Annotated in this window: 11 protein-coding genes; 6 read left to right on the forward strand and 5 right to left on the reverse strand. The window is 33.9% G+C overall.

All coding sequences use genetic code 11. From position 1 onward, the window contains the following. Both HHU12_RS21060 and HHU12_RS21065 read left to right on the forward strand, forming a co-directional pair. On the forward strand, window positions 1-2,256 hold the full coding sequence (locus HHU12_RS21060) for a DUF5682 family protein (protein WP_169658714.1): 2,256 nt from the start codon (window positions 1-3) through the stop codon (window positions 2,254-2,256). A 10-nt stretch (window positions 2,257-2,266) separates the two neighbouring features. Then, window positions 2,267-3,490: a vWA domain-containing protein gene (locus HHU12_RS21065; protein WP_169658715.1), complete on the forward strand. Its 1,224-nt coding sequence runs from the start codon at window positions 2,267-2,269 to the stop codon at window positions 3,488-3,490. A gap of 112 nt (window positions 3,491-3,602) precedes the next feature. On the opposite strand, the gene HHU12_RS21070 is transcribed toward HHU12_RS21065, so the two are convergent. From HHU12_RS21070 to HHU12_RS21085, 4 genes are all read right to left on the reverse strand, one after another. Continuing rightward, entirely contained in the window at window positions 3,603-5,141 is a 1,539-nt protein-coding gene (locus HHU12_RS21070) for a hypothetical protein (RefSeq protein WP_169658716.1), read from the reverse strand. A gap of 209 nt (window positions 5,142-5,350) precedes the next feature. After that, on the reverse strand, window positions 5,351-6,820 hold the full coding sequence (locus HHU12_RS21075; RefSeq protein WP_169658717.1) for a hypothetical protein: 1,470 nt from the start codon (window positions 6,818-6,820) through the stop codon (window positions 5,351-5,353). Window positions 6,821-7,019: 199 nt separating this feature from the next. Next, complete coding sequence (locus HHU12_RS21080) at window positions 7,020-7,754, reverse strand: LytR/AlgR family response regulator transcription factor (protein ID WP_169658718.1); 735 nt, start codon at window positions 7,752-7,754, stop codon at window positions 7,020-7,022. Between the two features lie 5 nt (window positions 7,755-7,759). Further along, complete coding sequence (locus HHU12_RS21085; protein WP_169658719.1) at window positions 7,760-9,604, reverse strand: histidine kinase; 1,845 nt, start codon at window positions 9,602-9,604, stop codon at window positions 7,760-7,762. Between the two features lie 247 nt (window positions 9,605-9,851). On the opposite strand from HHU12_RS21085, the gene HHU12_RS35845 reads away from it, so the two are divergent. From HHU12_RS35845 to HHU12_RS21100, 3 genes are all read left to right on the forward strand, one after another. Beyond that, window positions 9,852-14,003, forward strand: coding sequence for a DUF3859 domain-containing protein (locus tag HHU12_RS35845; RefSeq protein ID WP_169658720.1), 4,152 nt, complete (start codon window positions 9,852-9,854; stop codon window positions 14,001-14,003). A gap of 8 nt (window positions 14,004-14,011) precedes the next feature. Continuing rightward, complete coding sequence (locus HHU12_RS21095; RefSeq protein ID WP_169658721.1) at window positions 14,012-14,458, forward strand: hypothetical protein; 447 nt, start codon at window positions 14,012-14,014, stop codon at window positions 14,456-14,458. Window positions 14,459-14,548: 90 nt separating this feature from the next. Continuing rightward, on the forward strand, window positions 14,549-18,373 hold the full coding sequence (locus HHU12_RS21100) for a DUF3859 domain-containing protein (RefSeq protein WP_169658722.1): 3,825 nt from the start codon (window positions 14,549-14,551) through the stop codon (window positions 18,371-18,373). A gap of 58 nt (window positions 18,374-18,431) precedes the next feature. On the opposite strand, the gene HHU12_RS21105 is transcribed toward HHU12_RS21100, so the two are convergent. After that, entirely contained in the window at window positions 18,432-19,292 is an 861-nt protein-coding gene (locus tag HHU12_RS21105; protein ID WP_169658723.1) for an Rpn family recombination-promoting nuclease/putative transposase, read from the reverse strand. 197 nt (window positions 19,293-19,489) lie between these two features. Here HHU12_RS21105 and HHU12_RS21110 point away from each other — a divergent pair. After that, window positions 19,490-19,669: transposase (locus HHU12_RS21110; protein WP_169658724.1), on the forward strand; the 180-nt coding region annotated here is incomplete at its 3' end.

Here is a 19,669-nt window from a genome sequence, read left to right on the forward strand (position 1 = left end):
ATGAGCGTTCATATTTTAGGTATAAGACATCATGGTGTTGGTTCTGCCAAACAAGTACAAAAGGAGTTAGAAAGACTTCAACCCGACCTTATTCTAGTTGAAGGTCCTCCTGAAGTGAGTGAACTTTTTAAAATGGTGGATCAAAAAACATTCAAACCGCCATTGGCCTTGTTGGTGTACAACACTACGGACCCCAAACAATCAAGCTTTTATCCTTTTGCTTCTTACTCTCCAGAATGGGTTACCATAAATTATGGACAACAAAATAATGTGGAGGTAAGAGCAATGGATCTACCTGCAGCAGCTTCTTTTTTGATGCAGAAAAAGAAAGAAGAAGAACTGCTCAAAAAATTGGAGGAGAGCGAATTGGAAGATGTACTTGAGGAGGAACCAAAAGCACCCATCACTGACCCTTTGGGGTATTTAGCCAATGCGGCTGGATATTCTAATTCGGAAGAATGGTGGGACCAACAGTTTGAGCAAAACTCCGGTTCTTCTGAAGAGCATTTTGAGGCAGTAATGTATGCCATGGAGGCATTGCGTGAAGAAGGTATTCCCTCTACAATGGAAGCTGAAAATGAAATCCGTGAGGCTTATATGCGAAATATTATTCGCGAAGCAAAAAATGAAATGCACCACACAATTGCTATTGTGTGTGGTGCATGGCACGGACCTGCTTTAAAAGACGATTTCTCTGATTCTAAAAAGGACAACAAAATATTAAAAACGGTTCCTAAACGTAAGCTAAAAATTTCAGCTACTTGGATTCCATGGACCAACTCAAGATTGAGCTATGCTTCGGGATACGGGGCAGGCATTACATCGCCTGGGTGGTACGAACATCAATGGAAAACCAAGAAGGATGTTGAAATCAGTTGGCTAACAAAAGTGGCAAACACCTACCGTAAGAAAGATATCGATATGTCTACTGCACATATCATGGAAGCTTACAAACTTGCTGTGGCATTGGCTACTTTAAGAGGGCACTCTTTTGTCAATAAACAAACTTTAGATGAAGCGGTTTTGTCTGTCATGTGCATGGGAGATGAAATCAAAATGGAATTGATAAAGGAAAAATTAGTGCTCGCTGAGAAAATTGGTGAAGTTCCAGATTCAGTTCCTAAAGTTCCATTACAAGAGGATTTTGAGAAGTGGGTAAAGAAATTCAGACTGAAATTAAATACGCTTGCCAAAGAAGTAAAACTTGATCTCCGTAAAGAAAATGATCTGAAAAAAAGTATCTTTTTCCACCGCTTAGAATTACTGGAAGTCCCTTGGGCCAAAAAAACGCATGCCACATCAAAGGGTACTTTTAAGGAATTATGGTTACTGAACTGGGAGCCAGAGATCATGGTCAAAATCATTGAGCATGCTTACTTAGGCAATTCGATTGAAACAGCCACTCAAAGTAAAGTGATTGAAGACGGCAAACAGATCAATGAAATTTCCAATGCGGCTTCATTACTCAAGGCTTGTATACCTGCTGAACTTTTCAAAGCCATTGAATTTATACTGGATCGCATCAATGAGCTTTCCGCTATTTCTTCTGATGTCAAAGATTTGATGTCTGCCTTACCACAGTTAGTGGATCTAAGCAGATATGGCAATGTGAGAAAATCAGACTTGACGGTGTTGAGTAATATCGTTGATAATCTATTAATCAAAGTTTACATCAACCTGCCGAATGCTTGTTATCAATTGGATGAGGAGAATTCCAATAAGATGTTCCAATTGATTTTAGATGTCAATAATGCAGTAAGAATCTATCAAGATAAAGAATTAACGGCACAGTGGTATCAGGCATTGCACAAAGTAATGCAATCATCTGGAGTTCATGCTATTATCAGAGGTTGTACTTGCCGTTTGCTCTCAGATGCTCAATTCCTCACACAAGAAGTGACTGAAAAAGAGATTTCCACCAATTTATCTGTAGGAAATCCTCCACAAGAAGTAGCGTCTTGGATTGAAGGTTTTTTAAGAGGCAATGCCAGTATTCTTATTTACGACAACCACTTATGGAACTTGCTTTATACTTGGGTAGGGTCTTTGACAAAAGACATTTTTATTGAAATGTTGCCGATGTTAAGAAGAGCCTTTTCTCAATTTGAACCGGAAGACCGTCTACAAATAGGTCAAAAAGCCAAAAGAGGTTTAGTCACTTCTGATTCATTTACTGACAATAATGAAGACAGTGATTTTGATACAGAAAGAGCAAGTCAAATCATTCCAGTGTTAAGTGAATTGATGGGAATTTAAATTGAAAAACATGAACCAAAATAATGATATAGAAATTGAAACTCCCGAAAGCAAGCAACAGAACTTGGAAAGATGGAGATTGATGTTAGGGGGTGAAGATGCTGATGGCACAGGTCACCAATTATCTGAAGAACTTACTGAATTAGATCAAACTTTGAGTGCGTTGTATGAATTTGAACGTAAAGGAAGTTTTGATTATGGTCCTGATGAAAAAAAGAAAAGCCGTAAAGGAGGTAGAGGAAAAGGTACTCCTTCTATTGCGAGGTGGTTGGGTGATATCCGAAAATATTTCCCTCAGTCTGTGGTGAATGTCATGCAAGCAGATGCGATGAAAAATGAGCGTCTGAAAGAAAAAATGATCATGGAACCTGAGATTTTGGAAAAAGCAGAAGCTGATGTTCATTTGGTGGCTTCCTTAATGGAAATGGGCAAATTGATTCCTGAAAAAACCAAAGAAACCGCAAGAATGGTGGTCAAAAAAGTAGTCGATGAGTTGATGGATAAATTGGAACAGAAGACCATTGCTAGTTTATCAGGAGCTTTGGATAAAAGTGCCAGAAGTTTCAGACCGAGACACAATGAAATCAACTGGTCGGCCACTATCAAAAAGAACTTGAAGCACTATCAGCCGGAATACAAAACGATCATCCCTGAAGTGAAAGTAGGTTATGGGAAGAAATCAAAACGCTCATTAAAAGACATCATTTTATGCCTTGACCAAAGTGGTTCAATGGGTGAATCTGTGATTTACTCTGGCATTTTCGGAGCTGTGATGGCTTCTCTTCCCAATGTAAAAACCAAAATGGTGGTATTCGACACTCAGATTGCTGACTTGACTGAAGAATTAGAAGACCCTGTTGATTTGCTCTTTGGCGTGCAATTAGGTGGAGGAACAGACATCAATAAAGCACTTCAATACTGTGAAACATTAGTCGAAAAACCTGATGATACAATTTTGGTTCTAGTCACTGACTTATGTGAGGGTGGAGATCTGCAACAAATGAAAAAGCGTGCCTTATCCTTAGTAGAATCAGGCGTTCAAGTGATTTGTCTTTTAGCTTTAGATGACAATGGCACTCCTTGGTACGATAAACAAAACGCCACATTCTTTGCCAATAACAACATTCCTGTATTTGCCTGCACCCCAGATTTATTTCCTGATATGATGGCGTCCGCAATACAGAAAAATGACATTAAAACTTGGGCTTCAGAAAATGATATTGTACTTCAATAAATTTCAATACTCTTTTATAAAAACAAGAAGCCACCTCAAAAATAGGGTGGCTTCTGTAGTTTATGTTAATGGGCTAATAAGATTAGGTAATTGATATAGCAGAGTATACACACTATATTTCTTTTGTTTTGAATTCAATGGAAATCGTATTTTTCATTGTCTTTTTATCGATATATTCTGAAATAGAATAAATTTCTCCTAGCTTAGATTCTCGGCCAAAAATGTCACTTTGAATTTTAGAAACTAATGCCGTTTTACTTTTACCCATTTCAGGATATTGCTTCAACATTTTCTTACTCTTCTGTCTTAATTCTTTTGGCGATTGTGTTCCTAAAATCCAGACATCACCATCAAGTACCAAATAAGCTTTATCTCTAAAATCACGATGGGTAATTCTATAGTTTTCTTCCTTCTCTTCTATTTTCTCTATGTAACCAAGTTGCATAAACAATCTTAAAAATTGCTTCCCCTTTTTCTCATTAGGCATTCTAAAAGCCATCTTCAAATTAAAATCTTCTGAATTATGCTCAGGCTTCGCATCTACTGCAAGGAAACCACTTTGAAAAAAGTTCATAAAATCATCATCCATCAGCAAAAGACCTAATTTCATTTGAGTAAGGACCTCCTCATGTTCATAGCTGATATGGTCAATGATCTGATTTTTCATTACTTCCATGTCTACACCATACGCCATGAAACTTGTCACTTGTTCAGGCATATATTGTAATAATGTTTGGTCAATCCCAATATTTTGAGCTTCTTCTTTTGAAGTCATCACACTAATCACCTCTGCTTTCTTTTCTCCAAATTCTCCACCATACCATGTCGATTCATTCCACTGCATCTTCTGAATATCACTCAGCATTTCAGACATTTTATTATGTGATCCCTTCAAAATAAAATCCATTACTGACGTTCTATAACCAAAGATATGAGCCAGAGAGAAAAAGCTTTTTTCATTGAAGTAAAGGATAAAAGGCATCCCATTGATATCCGCTGGAATCTCGGTTTTATTCTTCAGTGCTTTATCAGAGAGGATTGCTTTCTCATCACTCGCTATTAATTTTTCGAAATAAGAAGCAATATTCTTTTCATCTAATTTATTAAGAGAATCCCTCAACACATTATACTGTTCATAACTGATTTTATCGAATTGATAATCGCTCAAAACTTCTTGAAACTGTTCTTGATGTTTTTTATCAATCATTGTCTTTTGGAAAAAAATCTTTACGATGAGATAGTCTTTACCATTCATCACATATCCAAAACGTACTTTATCTTCGACCTCTTTTATGTAAATAAAATTTCCTTTAACACTACTTATTTCAAATTTAGACTGATCAATGATGTCCTCGATTTTATTAAAACCTACTCCGTCATTTAATTTAAACCTTACCGTCAATCCAAAATAGGCATCAATATCCTGTGTATAAACCACTGCCTCTTTGCTGATCTCAAAAACCTCTTTAAGATCTGAAGCTAACACATCCTGTAGGTATTCTCTTTCAGCTAGTCTTTCCGCATCATAATAAAATAAGAATGACAAGCCTTCTGATGGTATATTTTCTAAAAGCTGATTGGGTTGGTTTCTTGCGTTAATATTTAAAGTTGAAATGAAAAAAAATATCAATAAAAAGTATTTCTTGATCATAATTTATATTTAGTAGTAAACTTGTTTTTAGTATTTAATGATGACACAAATTTGGCTGTCTATTTATTTGTTCCCAAAAACAATTGATAAATGCAGAGGTATAATTAATAATTGATACTGCCTTTTGATTTCTGAGGAAAAACAACCCAAGAAAAATAAAAACCACTTGATGTTTTATCACAAAAAGTGGTTTATGCCTGATCGCTATTTTAAAGGTCTTTTCTTATTTTGAATGTAGTGACATTACGTATCATGCCATCATCCATGTATTCTGATTTTGAAATAATATCATCAAATATTGAATAAGTATCTATCAATCCTTTTTGGATCTTAGTCACCATTGAAGTCTTCTCTCCTCCTAGTTCCGGGTATTTCACCAATACATTTTCGTTTTTCTTTTTCAATTCTTCAATTGAATAGGTTCCCAAAATCCAAATATTATTTTCTATCACAAGATAGGTCGTTTTATCATCAAAAATTGGATGCTTGACTGAATAAGTATTTTCTTCTATTTTTTGGAGTATCTCAAAATCATGTTCCAGTATTTCTAACAAATATTCTCCTTTTGTTGGATTAGGCATTTTAAAAACGATCTTTAAGTCATAGTTTCTATCATTGTGAATTGATGTTTTATTTAATGACAACATTCCACTTTTGAAAAAATTAAAAAGATCCTCATCCATGGCTAACAACCCTAGTTTTAACTTCCCTACAGAATGATCTTTAAGATTTCTACTCTTGATTACTTTTTCTCTGTACATCTCAAGATCAAGGGTATAATTCATAAAACTTGTACATTCTGAAGGCATATACTGCATTAGGTCTTGGTCTAGTTTTGTAGTTTCAGTTTGTCCAATAGCAGGTGTTAAGGTAGTGACCTGTAATTGGTCTTTACCAAAATCTCCTCCAAACCAATCATTTTGAGACATTTTGACCAATAGAAGCTTTTGGATATGGTCTATTATCTGTTCGGAATTTGAGTTAGTGATATATTCAAAAACTGATTTCTTTTTCCCTATAAGTTTATAAATAACATCACCACTTCTTTCATTCATATGAAGAATAAAAGGAAGTCCAATCATCTCATTGGGAATTGAAACCACCTCATCATAGGCCTTATTCTTTCTAGTTCGCTTTTCGTCTGCTTTCATTAGACGATTAAAAAACGAATCCTTTTTCTGAACATCTTGATCTTTTAATGAATCTTCAATCGCGTAAAATCTATCATAAGACAGTAGGTATTTTTCTAAATTGGCTAAATTCTCATTGTAAGCTTTTTCATCTTTGGGGTCTATAAAACCTTCACGCCAAAATGCTTTTACAGTATGATACTTTTCACCCTCCAAAACATAACAATAACGTTTTTGATATTTTTCACCTTCCATGTAAATAACATCACCTTTATCCTTCACTATTGAGTAATTAGTGCGATTAATCATTGATTTTAGAGAGTCGAAACTAATCTTATCGTCGAGTATAAAACGTAAAGTAACAACATTATAATTATCTATTTCCTGAGTCACCAAACACCCCTCAAGTGTGATTTTGAAAGCGTCTCTTCTGAATTGACGTGATAAGATATCTTTGATATATCCACATTCTGACAATCGATCTGCATCAAAATAAAGGAGAGAAGATATACCTTCAGAAGGGATATTCTCTAATAAAGGATTCTCCATTTTTTGAGCATTTGATGATAAAGCCCAAAGGCAAGAAATTAAAAGAAAAATGTATCGCTTGACCATAAATTTAGTGTAGTTGATAAATTGATAACACTAAATAGAAGGACTGATCATTGCGACACAAAAGCAATTGATAAATGTGGAATTATATTTAATAAATGATCAACTTTGTATTCTTATAACGGGTTAAATTGGATTAAACCTCCTTCAATTGATGTATAACCTGAGAGTATTTTCTAGTAGAAACTTTTGCTGAGTAACCATCCGTCAATACTATTCCTGTTTTGGAAATATTGATCACATGAGAAGGATTGATTAAGAAAGAATGATGCACTCTAATAAATGAATGTAACTCTTCTATGTTCTCAAAATACTTTAAATGCTTTGAGGCTAGTATGGTCTGATCTTGACAGACAATCTTGGTATAAGCCCCTTCAGATTCAAAAAGTATAATAGAATTAACTTCAATAAAATGGGTATTATCAGCTGTTTTAACGATAATTTTTTGTTCTTTTTCCTTCTGTTCTTCCTCAAACTGTGAGATGATAGCAGTCGCTTTTTTCTTTTCCTCTATTTGAGTAAATGCTTTATCGACAGCAACTTTCAACTCATTCGGATCGATGGGTTTTAACAGGTAATCAACGGCATTATGTTTAATAGCATCAATAGCATAATTTTCTAGGCCAGTGGTAAAAATGATTTTAAAATCTACAGAAGATAATTGACGCAAGAGCTCAAAACTATTTCCATCCTCTAACTCTACATCCAAAAAGATAAGATCAACCTCCTTATTTCGATTTAAGAAATGAACCCCCTCTTGAATGGAAGGAAAAGCACCTACTATTTCAATGGATCTAAAAAGCAATTTGAGCATCTTACTTAATGCCTCTTGAGCGTTGAACTCATCTTCTATTATTACTATTTTATACATGTCCTTTAGTTTAGTGTGAGTGAAAAGCTGACAACAGCTCCAGTGCTGTCATCTCTATTATTAATTGAAAGTGTATGCTCATCGCCATGACCCATAATCGCCAATCGAGCTTTTAATACAGAAAGTGAATGTTCTTTTTTATCTTCGGAAACGCCTTGAAGACCAATGCCATTATCAATGACTTCAAAATTTAATTTCTCCTCATTTTTAGTCACTTTCACTTCTAAAAATCCATCTTTCTTGATTTTACGAAGCCCGTGTTCAATGGCATTTTCACAAAGTGGCTGTAGCATCATCGGAGGTATTTCTGAATGCTCCAAATCCACTTGCTCTTCTACTGAGATTCTATAATTAAATTTATGTCCAAAACGAATACGTTGAGTTTCTATATAATTGGTCAATGCACTTAAATCTTCTGACAAACTTACTTTTTCTTTATGTGTTAGATCGAAGTTTTGTCGGATCAACTTTGAAAAACGTGAGATATATGAAGAAGTGGTCAAAGGGTCATTATCAAACAATGTATTTTGTATTGCAGTAAGTACATTGAAAATAAAATGTGGGTTCATCTGATTTCTTAAAATTGTATTTTTCAGATGCGTACGTTCTTGTTCATTTTTGTGTTTACTATTTTTATAATACAGTAAAAACAGTAAAAATAAGATTACAACAATCACAGTGATCCCCGTTAGCGTTAAGATTACTCTCTCTGATTCCCTTTCAGAAGCGAGCCTTTTCTCCTCCTCTTCTAGCTTAATTCTTTCTTTCTCCCTTTCTGTTTCATAAAGCAGATCTTGTGTGCTAAGCATTTGTTGAAAATCATAAGAAATCTTTTCTTTCAGAATTTCCTCCACTGAATCCAACTTAGCATAATACATTAATGCCTTTTGGGTTTGCTTGCTTTTTATAGCATACTTCAAACTCTTACCATAAATCACCTTCATGTATTTCGGATCATTATATGTATGCTTGAGCAGTTCTTTATCATACTTTTCCGCAAGGTCTCCTTCTCCCATTGCATTGTACACCTCTTCTAGATTTGTTAAGGCATTATTCCACTTATGAGGATATAACTTTTTTAAGTTAGCTGATTTATTGTAATACCAAATTGCAATGTCAGCATAATACAAACTATCCGTCTCCAAGAAGAGATTGAGGTAGTTGGTCCCAATGTTATTATAAGATTGTGAAACTTCCCATTTGTTATTGTAAGAAACTCCATATTCCATTGATCTGATATTATGAGCAATTGCTTTCTGATAAGAACCTTGATTTTTATACAATACAGCAAGATTATTAAAAAGCCTAGAAAGCTTTACGCTATCATCAAATTCAACATAATAAGGAATAACTTTTTCTAACTCTATTAATGATTGATCAACATCTCCATTTTTATAATATAAATGTGCTAGACTCTCAATGATCTTAGCAGTCAGCTCATTATCATTTACCTTAATTGCATTATTCTTTGCTTTGAACAATTCTTTACTTGATTCTACAAAAAGGTTATCATCGGCATATATTCTTGACAAAGTCAAGCGAATACGTGCCTCAAAAGTCAAGTCGCCAGCATCAATGAAATAGGTTAAGGCTTTTTTCAAATGAAAAAGTACTTCTTCATTTTTATCAAAACCCATATTATAGATTCCCTTCAAATAATGTAATCTAGCCTGATCTTGTTCTGTGTTTTCTTTGATTTGAAATAAACTGTCAATCTTGCGAATTATATCTTCATTCGCTACCCCTTTTCTTATACTATCATTTAGTGCTTCAAATTGAGAATCACTTAAGGTTTGTGCCGATAAACTCAATACAAAAAATAAGTGCAGTACAGTTAAAAAAATCTTCATATAGCATTTATCTCTTCAATCTTTTCCCTAGTTCATGGTATTTAAGAAACGAATATCCGTGCCTAATTTTTCATTAAAAAATATGTTATGAGTTATTGACATTACACTATACCGTTTACAATGTTATAAAGTGATTATGCACTTATCAATTTTTGAAATACACTTATCAATTATAATTTCACTACCGTAGATAACAGTATAAATTCACTCTCACATTAAATAAATAACATCTGAAAAATAAATTACAGTGGGAGAATACACCAAAAACCAAGTTATCTACCTACAGAAAGATAACGTTGCATCAATCAAAAATGCTCTACAGAAATATCAAGTAGTACTAAATAACCGAACGGCTATCTCGAATAAAGGATTTCACATGGAAATGGATGTGAAATTTATGGAAAACTCTGGCGATGAACCAAGAAACCTGAAAACATCAGATATAAAAGATTTTGAAACCTTCAAAAAAGCATTTGCTGTACGAAGTCCTTCTTTTGATCAAATGAAACAAGAAGATTCATATAGAGATGATTTTGAAGCTTCACTCCTCTCTGAACCTCTATTGTTTTCTCTTGCTTTGGAACACGAAGAACTCAAAGAAGAGGTAATAAAAACAGCAAAAGGAATTGCAGAAATCAGCCGTCATTATAACAATAGTGAGTCAATGTGGACCTACAATGCCAATGCTTATGGTGCTGTTGCCTTGTATATTTTAGCTTGTCATGATCTCAATTATGCATATATTTTGGCACAATACCTTATTCCATATTGGGATGAACGTTATACATGTGACTATGATTGCTACCTCTTTGAATTAGTGAAACAACACGGCTGGACTCGTCCATTAATCAAAGCCTATTTGTATTGTGACAACCCTAATTTCAGGGCTGGAATGATGAGAATAGGGTATTATCATGGCAATCTCCCACAAGATGAAAATCCTACTTTATTTGATTTCTTAAAAGAAAACCAAGAAGAATATACTTGGTTCAAAGAAAGTATAAAAGAGAGGTTATTAGATGAACCTATGTTGTATTATAAAGGGGAAGATAATAGTGAAAATCCCGTATTAAGCCTTTATTATACATTAAATGCAAGTATAGATGCTATCCACGATGAGGAGAACGAATTTATCTCCGAATTCTTTATTTCTGATACAATAGAAAACGAGGCAACAGACCTTTACAATGCCATTGCCAACAGTACTGATCAGCCATTAATGCGATTAGATGGTGAGGGAGAACTAGAAAAAGAGGCAAGACAATATACTGACAAAGATACCTATACTCCTGGTGAAGGTATTATGGATTTTAGGGCGTTTGTAATGGCCTTAGAAAATGGTGCTCAAATATGGCAGTATGTGGAGAATGGAGAGAATGCTGAGCTTATTAATTCATTTGAAAAAGTGGATGTGATGGGATTGGCATTGAAAAGTAGTCCTGCACTTTATCACAAAATAAGTTATCACCTCCCTGGTGTAGATCTTGAAGATGATTGTAACCCATTGAATAAAAACAAAGGGTTGGTGGATGAAATGGATCATTGTCTACGAGAAATCATTGATGATCTTACATTATTTAATGATGAATCTCTTTACGCAGATGATATCCCTCAAGCATTCAATCCACTTCCTGAACATAGAGGTAAAGTAAGATATCAGCAACTACTCAGAGTGTTGGATGTCTTCTATGTGTTATTGGGTAAACCTACTTTTGTGGATGATTTATGTGAGCGTATCATTGAAGATAAGGAAGAGTATTGTCTCTCCACTGCCGAATTTTATGATCGATATAGCGAGGAAAATTATGCAGAAAATGGAAAATTACCTCCGCTTATGGTGAAACAAATGGCCTCTATTGTAGAAGAGTTCTCCACTCCTTATGATAGAGATTCAATTGATACTGATCTATTAAAAAAACTAGATTATTGTCTTTCTACATCAAGAGGATGTTATAATACCGATCATTTAGGTAAGCATAATGCGGGTGATATTGCCCTCGCCAGCTATATGCTAAAAATGGATGAGCAAAACGGAATCGAAGATCAACACACCTTACAACTAAAAGAATATTTACAGGCATTTCAGTGGGAAAAAGTAGCTTCTATTTTTACTGAAAGAGATCGTTTTTCAGATCCTATTTCTGAAGATACCAAAGAGAAAATCAACAATTATATCACTTCTGTAGATACTCCTCTACTAAGTCAAGAGGAAATGATGACACTGTTAAATGATACACTTGTTCCTTATGAAGAAGAGCATAATGGGGCTAGAGTACATCATTTTTCAAAAACACAAAAAAGTTATTACATCTTAAGATTCGATGATAATATATCAAAGGTTCTAATTTTCTCTTTCTGGGCTCAAACGCTTTCTTACTCTAAAGATGATCCAAGAGCTAAAAGATTTTGGAACTTGATGTTGGCACTTTCTCCTTTTTGGGTATTAAATAAAATACTTAAAACTGCCTCTTCCTCTTATGGTGATTTGGAATTTGAATCACCTCAAAAAGAAAAAGCGTTCTTCCAATCTCTCTCTGAAGTAAGTGTTCCCGATTCTCTAATATTTGCATTTGAAATCGTCAAATCTCAAAATAGTTATGGAAAAGGCACTGTAAAAGACCTCAAAAGGTATTTACCTTGGATTAATGCATTTAAAATGGTCCAGAAAATGGATAAAAACGATGCAATGTTTGATACACTTCATTACAGAGTTGAACAATTGAAAGAGGGCTTGAAATATGCAGATGACATTAATGTAGTTCAATTCCATCGTGATCTGTCTGCTTCTGATGAGGAGTATAATTTTGACAAGGAAACGGAAAGTTTATTTCATGATTATCTGCATGTCTTTTTCACATTAAACTGGAAAGAAGATTCCAAAGAAGGTGTTTCTGATATGGTCGCTAAAATGAAAGGCTACATAGAAGGCAATTTGAATCTCAATACTTTTGCTCCTCTTTTCTGGTCAAAAATTAAAGGCAAGAAATTCAATACTTATGTGGACAGCTATAAGTCTTATTCTTTTGAACAGTTTTTCTGGGGACTTCACGAAAGTAAACAAGACCGCCTGATTAAATTATTATCGAATGGCACTTCTGCCTCTTTCTCCATTTTGTTTAATGGTTTAGAAAGAGGTTATAAGGAAAAGTTAGTTAGAGAAGGACAACTTAAATTCAAAGATATCATTGATCCTGACTTTAAAGATGATGAAATAAAAGAGCAAGCACATGCCTACTATATCAATAGAATTTTTTCGTTAGGTGCTGATAAAATCCGTTTGATTAAATACTGTATTGATCAGGAGGAAAAAGCTTATGGTGATTATCTAGGAAAACTTGGAAGAAGAGGTGAGTTGGATGATGTTGTTTCTGAATTGAATAAATCTAGAAAGAATAGTCTGATCGATCATTTTAAAGACCAATCAGGTGCAGAACAGCTTGTAGGTCTTTTTAAAGATGATTCTTCTAGAAAAATTAAAGACAAAGCACGTCATATTCTTCAAAAACTCAAGATACAGGAACCAATAGTAGAAGAATGTGAAAACCTCTATGACTTTGGGGTATACGATTATTCTGCCTCTGAAATAAAACTTCAAAACCAAACTGATAAGATTGTTGCTATTATAGGAACTACATTTGGTCTTCGTTTTGTCGTCGGCAAAAATGATGATAGAGATATTATAAATCACACTGTACATGTTCAACATCCAATTATAAAAGATGGTATCAAAACATCGGAACGCAGTGAATGGACACAACAAGGAAAGAATGGACAAGCAATTTTTGCAGGTTGGACTTTTGAGACTGCTGATGAATTAATCTCTGGTGAGTATAGTTTTAAGATCTATGATTGGCGAAGAAATCTTATCGCTGAAAAGTCATTTTTGATAGAATCTGAAGTGCTTACTCAACTTAAACAAGATCATAATGAGGAAGAGCAAAGTGATGGCTACTACACTTTCTGCAGTCCAAAAACAGAAGGAATTGTTATAGAGGAAGGAGAGCAATTATTAAGAAATAATCAACCCATTGTACCAAATAAAGCTGTTGAATTTGATGGTTATGGAGTAACGGAAGGTGACCTTAACGATATCATTATTTGTGATTATGTTTTGGCTTCTGAAAAAGTAGTAAAAGCAATTGGAAAACATCATCCATTTGGGTGTTTCTTCATCCCTGCCGTCATCAATACTTCGGAAGGTAAATCGATTCCTTATTACCTTATAAAACCCACTATTTATTTTGTTTCGGAGGAAACAGAAGTTCATCAAAACACCCTCATTTTCACTATTGAAAAGCAAACTTCCAATTTAATATTTAAGAAAGTGATCAGAGATGAACTACAAGAAATTATTGGTTCGGAAATCCTAGAAAAACTAGAAGTGGTAACATCAAACTAAATATCCAAATGAGAAAAATAATCAAAATAAATCAAGAGAACTGGTCCAATTTCTATGATGATGCAACGCAAAGAATGTTTGGTTGTGAACCTGAAATGTTGATCAATTTCACACCGTATATTAATCTTTTTGTATTTGATTATGGAAGGCTAAAGCAGAATATCCACTTCTATGTTGGTTGCGAACTCACCCCTGCCAAAGTGGAAGATAGAGATGGAGATATTGTTGATACAGTAAGTCATGCCTATATGAATTTCAGCCTTTCTGAAGACAGTTTACAATCTGATAGTTCTGATGAAAATACTTTTATTCTTGAAGGGCAACCTGAACTAGATGAGATCCATTTCTTTCGTAATGAAAGTGAACTTTTCAGCTTTTTCATGTCAGAAGAAGCACTTCAGGGTTTGAGGGTTAGTGAAGACTGTAAAGAGGATATGGAATGTAGGACCTATTAAATCAAGAGATTTTTAGAAGACATCCAACAAATAACTAAATTCTAATCATGAGGCGTATTTCTCTACGCCTCAATTTATTACTCTATTTAAATGTACGAAGAATACGAGGCAAAATATGTCCTAGATTATAATCCACATGATATAGAATCCATTATCGATGCATCAAAAAAGTATGCAAACTTGGTCCTTTCAAAAAGAGGATTTAGGGACGACTATTGTGTGATTCAATTCAAACCTTCAGAAGCAATTACAAAAGACGTATTTGCGGAGCATGCCAAATTGAATAAACTTGTAAAGTCAAAGTACGGTACAGCAACTGAAAACTTAGAAGATTCAATGTTGACCGAGACACTATTCTTTGCCAATGCGTTACGATTTCCAGAGCTAGAAAAAGTTGTAAAATCAGTGGCAGAAGATGTGGTAACATTCTCAAGGGAAACGAATGATTCTTCTGAAATGTGGATCAATTGTGAAGAACCTTTTGCTTTAGAATGGTTGATGCTATTTACGTCAGTTTATCCAAAATACGGTTATCTGTTGGGAAGCTTTTTTATTCCTTATTGGGATGATGAACATATGCCTGATTCCCTTGAATCACTTTCTTCATGGAGTGATCAATTTAGCATTAATTCAAATACCATTAAAGCTTACTGTTACTGTGACAACAGTTCTGCAAGAAAAGTGATGCTCGGGTTTGATATCTATGGAGATTTAATTGATGAGGATGAATGTAATTTTGATTTAATCACTCATTTCAGAAATGATCCTTCCTCTTATGATTTTTTCGAGAATACTTTAGCAGAAAGATTTAAGACTCTCCCATTTTTACAGCATACTGATGATGAACGTTATTATGTCAAAAATCCAATCAAAGAAATCGTCATTGAACTACTAATGGTTCATCATCCGGAAGAGGGAGATGATTTTGATGAAGAAGAGTACCTAGAGCACACTTTTGTTCATAAATCGGCTAGAGAGGAAATTGATGAAATCACAAAATACATTGAAGACATAAATCAGCAACCTATTGTACCTAGTCACAAAGAATATGTAGCCTACCTTCAATCCATCAAAGAAAAACGAGCACCTAAAACTGATTTGGAAGGATGCTGGAAACCTTTTATTCTGGACTCCTTTTCTAATGGAATACAAATTTGGAACTACATCAAAACGGGTGAGCAGGTGTTTGATTTTTCTGAAGTTGAAGCCATTGATCTGTATCAAAAAATTGATGATCATGATGCTGATTTGATCTTACTGTTTGAGCAAGAATACATTCATAGTAATGGTGATTTATATGAAGACCTTGATCGAGTATTAAAGGCACACTTTATTCATTGGAGAAAAAAAGGAAACATCAAAAACGCTGAAAAACAAATGGCTCTTCGACTCTTAGATCTTATTTTTAGATGGTTAAATAGAAAGCCTTTTGAAAATGATACAAAAGCAATTATAGCAAAGCATCAGATTTGTTCTGAGTCAGAGTTTCAATCGAGATATAAAGCGCATTGGTTTTCAGAACTTGAGTTTGTATTAAACGAATTTGGTGGCTATTCGAGTACTGTTACAAGAGAACAACTGGAGAAAGGTTATTTATTAATCGAAGAAAATCGTCCAGAGGCAATTTCACTTTTAAATCAATCATTATTTAATCAAAAGAAGAGTCGTTCACGAAAAAGTTATGGCAATGTAGAAGTATTAGTGCTTGCCTCATATTTAGTTCATAATGATAGAAAAAAGAAATATCAAGATGAGTTGACTATAGATGCTATTGATTTCATTGAAAAGCACTTATATGATTCAGTAGTGAGCGATTTGACTCGATCTATGACTTTCTCTGATTTAATTTTTGATAAAGGAGAAGTTCAGAAAACACCTGATTATTATCAAGAAGAACAAAGACTGGAATATGAAACTTTAGCAAATGATTACCATCATTTTATTGACCATTTAAAGTCTGAAAACTTAGGCATTGAGACTACTCAATTGTTAGAAAAACACCTGAAAATAGAGGAAGACAGTCCTATCTCTAAGGAGCAATCTCATATTGATTGGATGGATAATTTTTCGGATAAAACACAAAAGCTATTAGTGGCTATTCATTATATTTTTGAAGAAGAAACCCATCAAATTAAGGCTTTACGTTTTGTATTGAGATCGGCCTTTCAAATTGCACCTGTAAAAACAGTGCATTTCCTAGACAAGGTTTACAAAGAACATCCCTATCGATACGACACTCCTCAGCAGTTTTTGAATATGCTCGATATATTGGTCCAATTTGGTCTTACAGAAGAAGGTTATTGGGGCTATGCAATGGAACAGTTTTACCATTCTTCAAATCCTGAAGATAGTATTGAGTACAAAGAAATATTGTGCATTTGGCAGGGTACAAGAAACATGGCTTTCAGTATAAAATGTGAGTGTACACCTACTCAATCCAATCTTACGAAAGGAATTCAAAGACTACCTTTTAGACTTCAAAACAAATTATTGGCTGAAGCAAAAAAGGTGATTGGAGATGCACCTTTAGAAGTGAACTACAAAAAGTCTATTGTAGAATACTTTGATCGTAAACTCCAAAAAGAATTCATTTTCAATGACTACCCTATCTATTTAAAGAATAGACTTGAAGGGGAAAATCTTTTTTGTGAACACATCAAATGGGACGCTTGGCAACATCATAAAGAGTTTATGCAAACCATTTTAAAAGATATCAAAGTCAAACATGAGAATGAGCTGAACCCAAAGGAGGCTCAAGAGGAATTATGGAAGATCAAAGGGTGGCGTTATATTATCCTTCAAAAAAATGGAGAAGAATACAATCCTATTTATGGTGAGCGAGTGTTATCATTGTTACAACAAGGGTTTGATCAAGAGAATATTTATTCCGCACACACACATTGTATTATTATAGACCAAAACTGCCCTGCAGATTATTTAAAGGAATTACTCTCTTTTGACATAAGATTCAATTATGAAGAGATATGGCGAAACAGTATCAAATCATTTTTACTTTTCGGCGGGGACAAAGAAAAGGTGGAGCTAATTGGTCAATATGGAATTGATAAATGGAGATTTAATCAAGAAGATGATTATTCAGAAACTTCAATCAAAGACCTTTTTGATCACCTTCCAGATGCTCTACAAAAAAGGGTTCTCTACTTACTAGGCTGTATTTCTGAGGAGGCTTTGGCTCTAGACTTAAAAAAATCACCTCAAGAATACTTCGAATTACTAGAAATAAGTAAGGTAGATTATGTAACTATCTTCAGGTACTTTTTATCTCAAACCAAACTTTTAAATCCGAATATTTATCTACAGATATTTAAACAAACGAATGGTGTTCCATTAATAGAAAGTGAAAAAACGGAGATTAAAATCCCAATGCTTTCCATCATGGCCCATCTACCGATGTATTATCAATATATCATTTCTTTGGAAAATAGTAGCTCTACTAAAATCAAAGAACATGTGAAGATGTTGATTGAGAAATATCAATTAAAAGAGAAGGTCATTGATTACGTTATCGTGGATTTTGGTATCTATAAGATGCTAGGAAATACTGATGAAGGTACAGAACGTAAAATAGCAAATGAACCTGTTTTGATGGAAGAAACTGATCAAATTTCAGCGAAAATCAATCAGTATATCGGTTTACGATTTACAGTGAAAAATCATGATAAGGCTCCAAAGGTTTGTCAGCATATGGTTCGCATTGATCATCCAATTAAAGATGAGAATGGAGAGATTTCATACACTCAATCTTCATGGAGGCAAAACGGATTAAGCAATTCAAATATTTTCTTGGGGTGGCATTTTGAAAGTGAAGAAGAGTTGATTGAAGGGGAATATAAGATGAGTGCTTTTGATGAAGAGGGGAATTTGTTGGTGAGTAAGAGTTTTAGTGTTTTATAATACATACCCCATCATTAAATCTATCTTTTTGTTTTAATGATGGGGTTATTTTTTTTGATTAAAGTGATTCAATCTGAGGAATCGTTAATCCTGTATTTTTAGCTATTATTTCATAAGGAACTCCGTCTTTCTTTAATCCTTTTGCAATAGCAATATTTCGTTCTTCAATTAATTTAAATTCTGCATCAGCTTTTAGAGTAAAAAGTCGGCTTGCTTCATCTCTTAAATTCTTTAGGTGTAATTTATATTTTGCTTGTTCATCTTCAGATAGTTGATCTACACGGAGTAGTTCTTTTGCTTGAAGTAATCCTTTAGCCTTGAATTCTTCTTTAATTTCATTGTTTTTGAAATAATAAATCCACTCATCCAAAGTATCTCGAGCCACATCATCAAACTGATTTACTTTAATGACATAATACTCTGGAAATAAATCAGAGGGTGTTACGTTACTTCCCATTAGCATTTTTTGTTTTGCTGATAATTCCAAGCTATCCTTTTTATGAATACCTAAAAAATGCGTTTTCCCATGATAAACATAATCTTCACCTTGACCTAGGTCAAAATAGACAATATTGACAGAATATACTTTTTTGACTTGTTTATAAGATTCACCTAAAGAAATATATTCAGTTACAGCTTTAGAAGAACCATAAATCATACGTTGGAAATAATCATATTCCAATTGGTTTTGCACCTCAATGATAACAAGTTCTCCCTTGGCATTCTTCACAAGAATATCGACTCTATTATATTTGTCGATTTCGATTTGTTGATTACTCTCGCTTTCAAGAATACTCTCAATTATTATATCTTCTTTCATTAATTCAGAAAGAAAACCTTCTAAAACAGTATAATCAGCTTTATTTCTCAAAAGGCGTTTCATTGCCCAATCAAATCGAATCAAATTCCTGTTAGCCATTCCTTTATCTTTTAGTTCAATTATACACCCACAAAGTAAAACTTATCAAAGTTATTATCAAAAATAATAATTCAACTCTAGTTACTACTTATAATACAATGAAGCTGTACAGCCTTTTTTAAATATCTTGTACAATTAAAAAAAAGGTTGTAGATATTTGTGTCGCCAAACATAAATATTAACCTACAACCTTCATTATGTACTGCGTACTTGACAAAGATATCATTGAATCTGAAATAATACCGCATTTGCCAACTGCAAAAAGAGGATTTAAGACTAAATCATCTCTAACAGAAGTGGTTAATGCAATTTTATATAAACTTAAAACAGGAGTACAATGGCGTTTATTACCTGTTTCTAGTTTATTTAGTGATGTA

It is taken from the genome of Flammeovirga aprica JL-4, assembly GCF_012844305.1.
In the GTDB taxonomy this organism is placed as follows: Bacteria; Bacteroidota; Bacteroidia; order Cytophagales; family Flammeovirgaceae; genus Flammeovirga; species Flammeovirga aprica.

Coding starts and splice junctions, on each gene's coding strand:
- HHU12_RS21060 (WP_169658714.1), top strand. CDS start 1: ATGAGCGTTCATATTTTAGGTATAAGACATCATGGTGTTGGTTCTGCC.
- HHU12_RS21065 (WP_169658715.1), top strand. CDS start 2,267: ATGAACCAAAATAATGATATAGAAATTGAAACTCCCGAAAGCAAGCAA.
- HHU12_RS21070 (WP_169658716.1), bottom strand. CDS start 5,141: ATGATCAAGAAATACTTTTTATTGATATTTTTTTTCATTTCAACTTTA.
- HHU12_RS21075 (WP_169658717.1), bottom strand. CDS start 6,820: ATGGAGAATCCTTTATTAGAGAATATCCCTTCTGAAGGTATATCTTCT.
- HHU12_RS21080 (WP_169658718.1), bottom strand. CDS start 7,754: ATGTATAAAATAGTAATAATAGAAGATGAGTTCAACGCTCAAGAGGCA.
- HHU12_RS21085 (WP_169658719.1), bottom strand. CDS start 9,604: ATGAAGATTTTTTTAACTGTACTGCACTTATTTTTTGTATTGAGTTTA.
- HHU12_RS21095 (WP_169658721.1), top strand. CDS start 14,012: ATGAGAAAAATAATCAAAATAAATCAAGAGAACTGGTCCAATTTCTAT.
- HHU12_RS21100 (WP_169658722.1), top strand. CDS start 14,549: ATGTACGAAGAATACGAGGCAAAATATGTCCTAGATTATAATCCACAT.
- HHU12_RS21105 (WP_169658723.1), bottom strand. CDS start 19,292: ATGGCTAACAGGAATTTGATTCGATTTGATTGGGCAATGAAACGCCTT.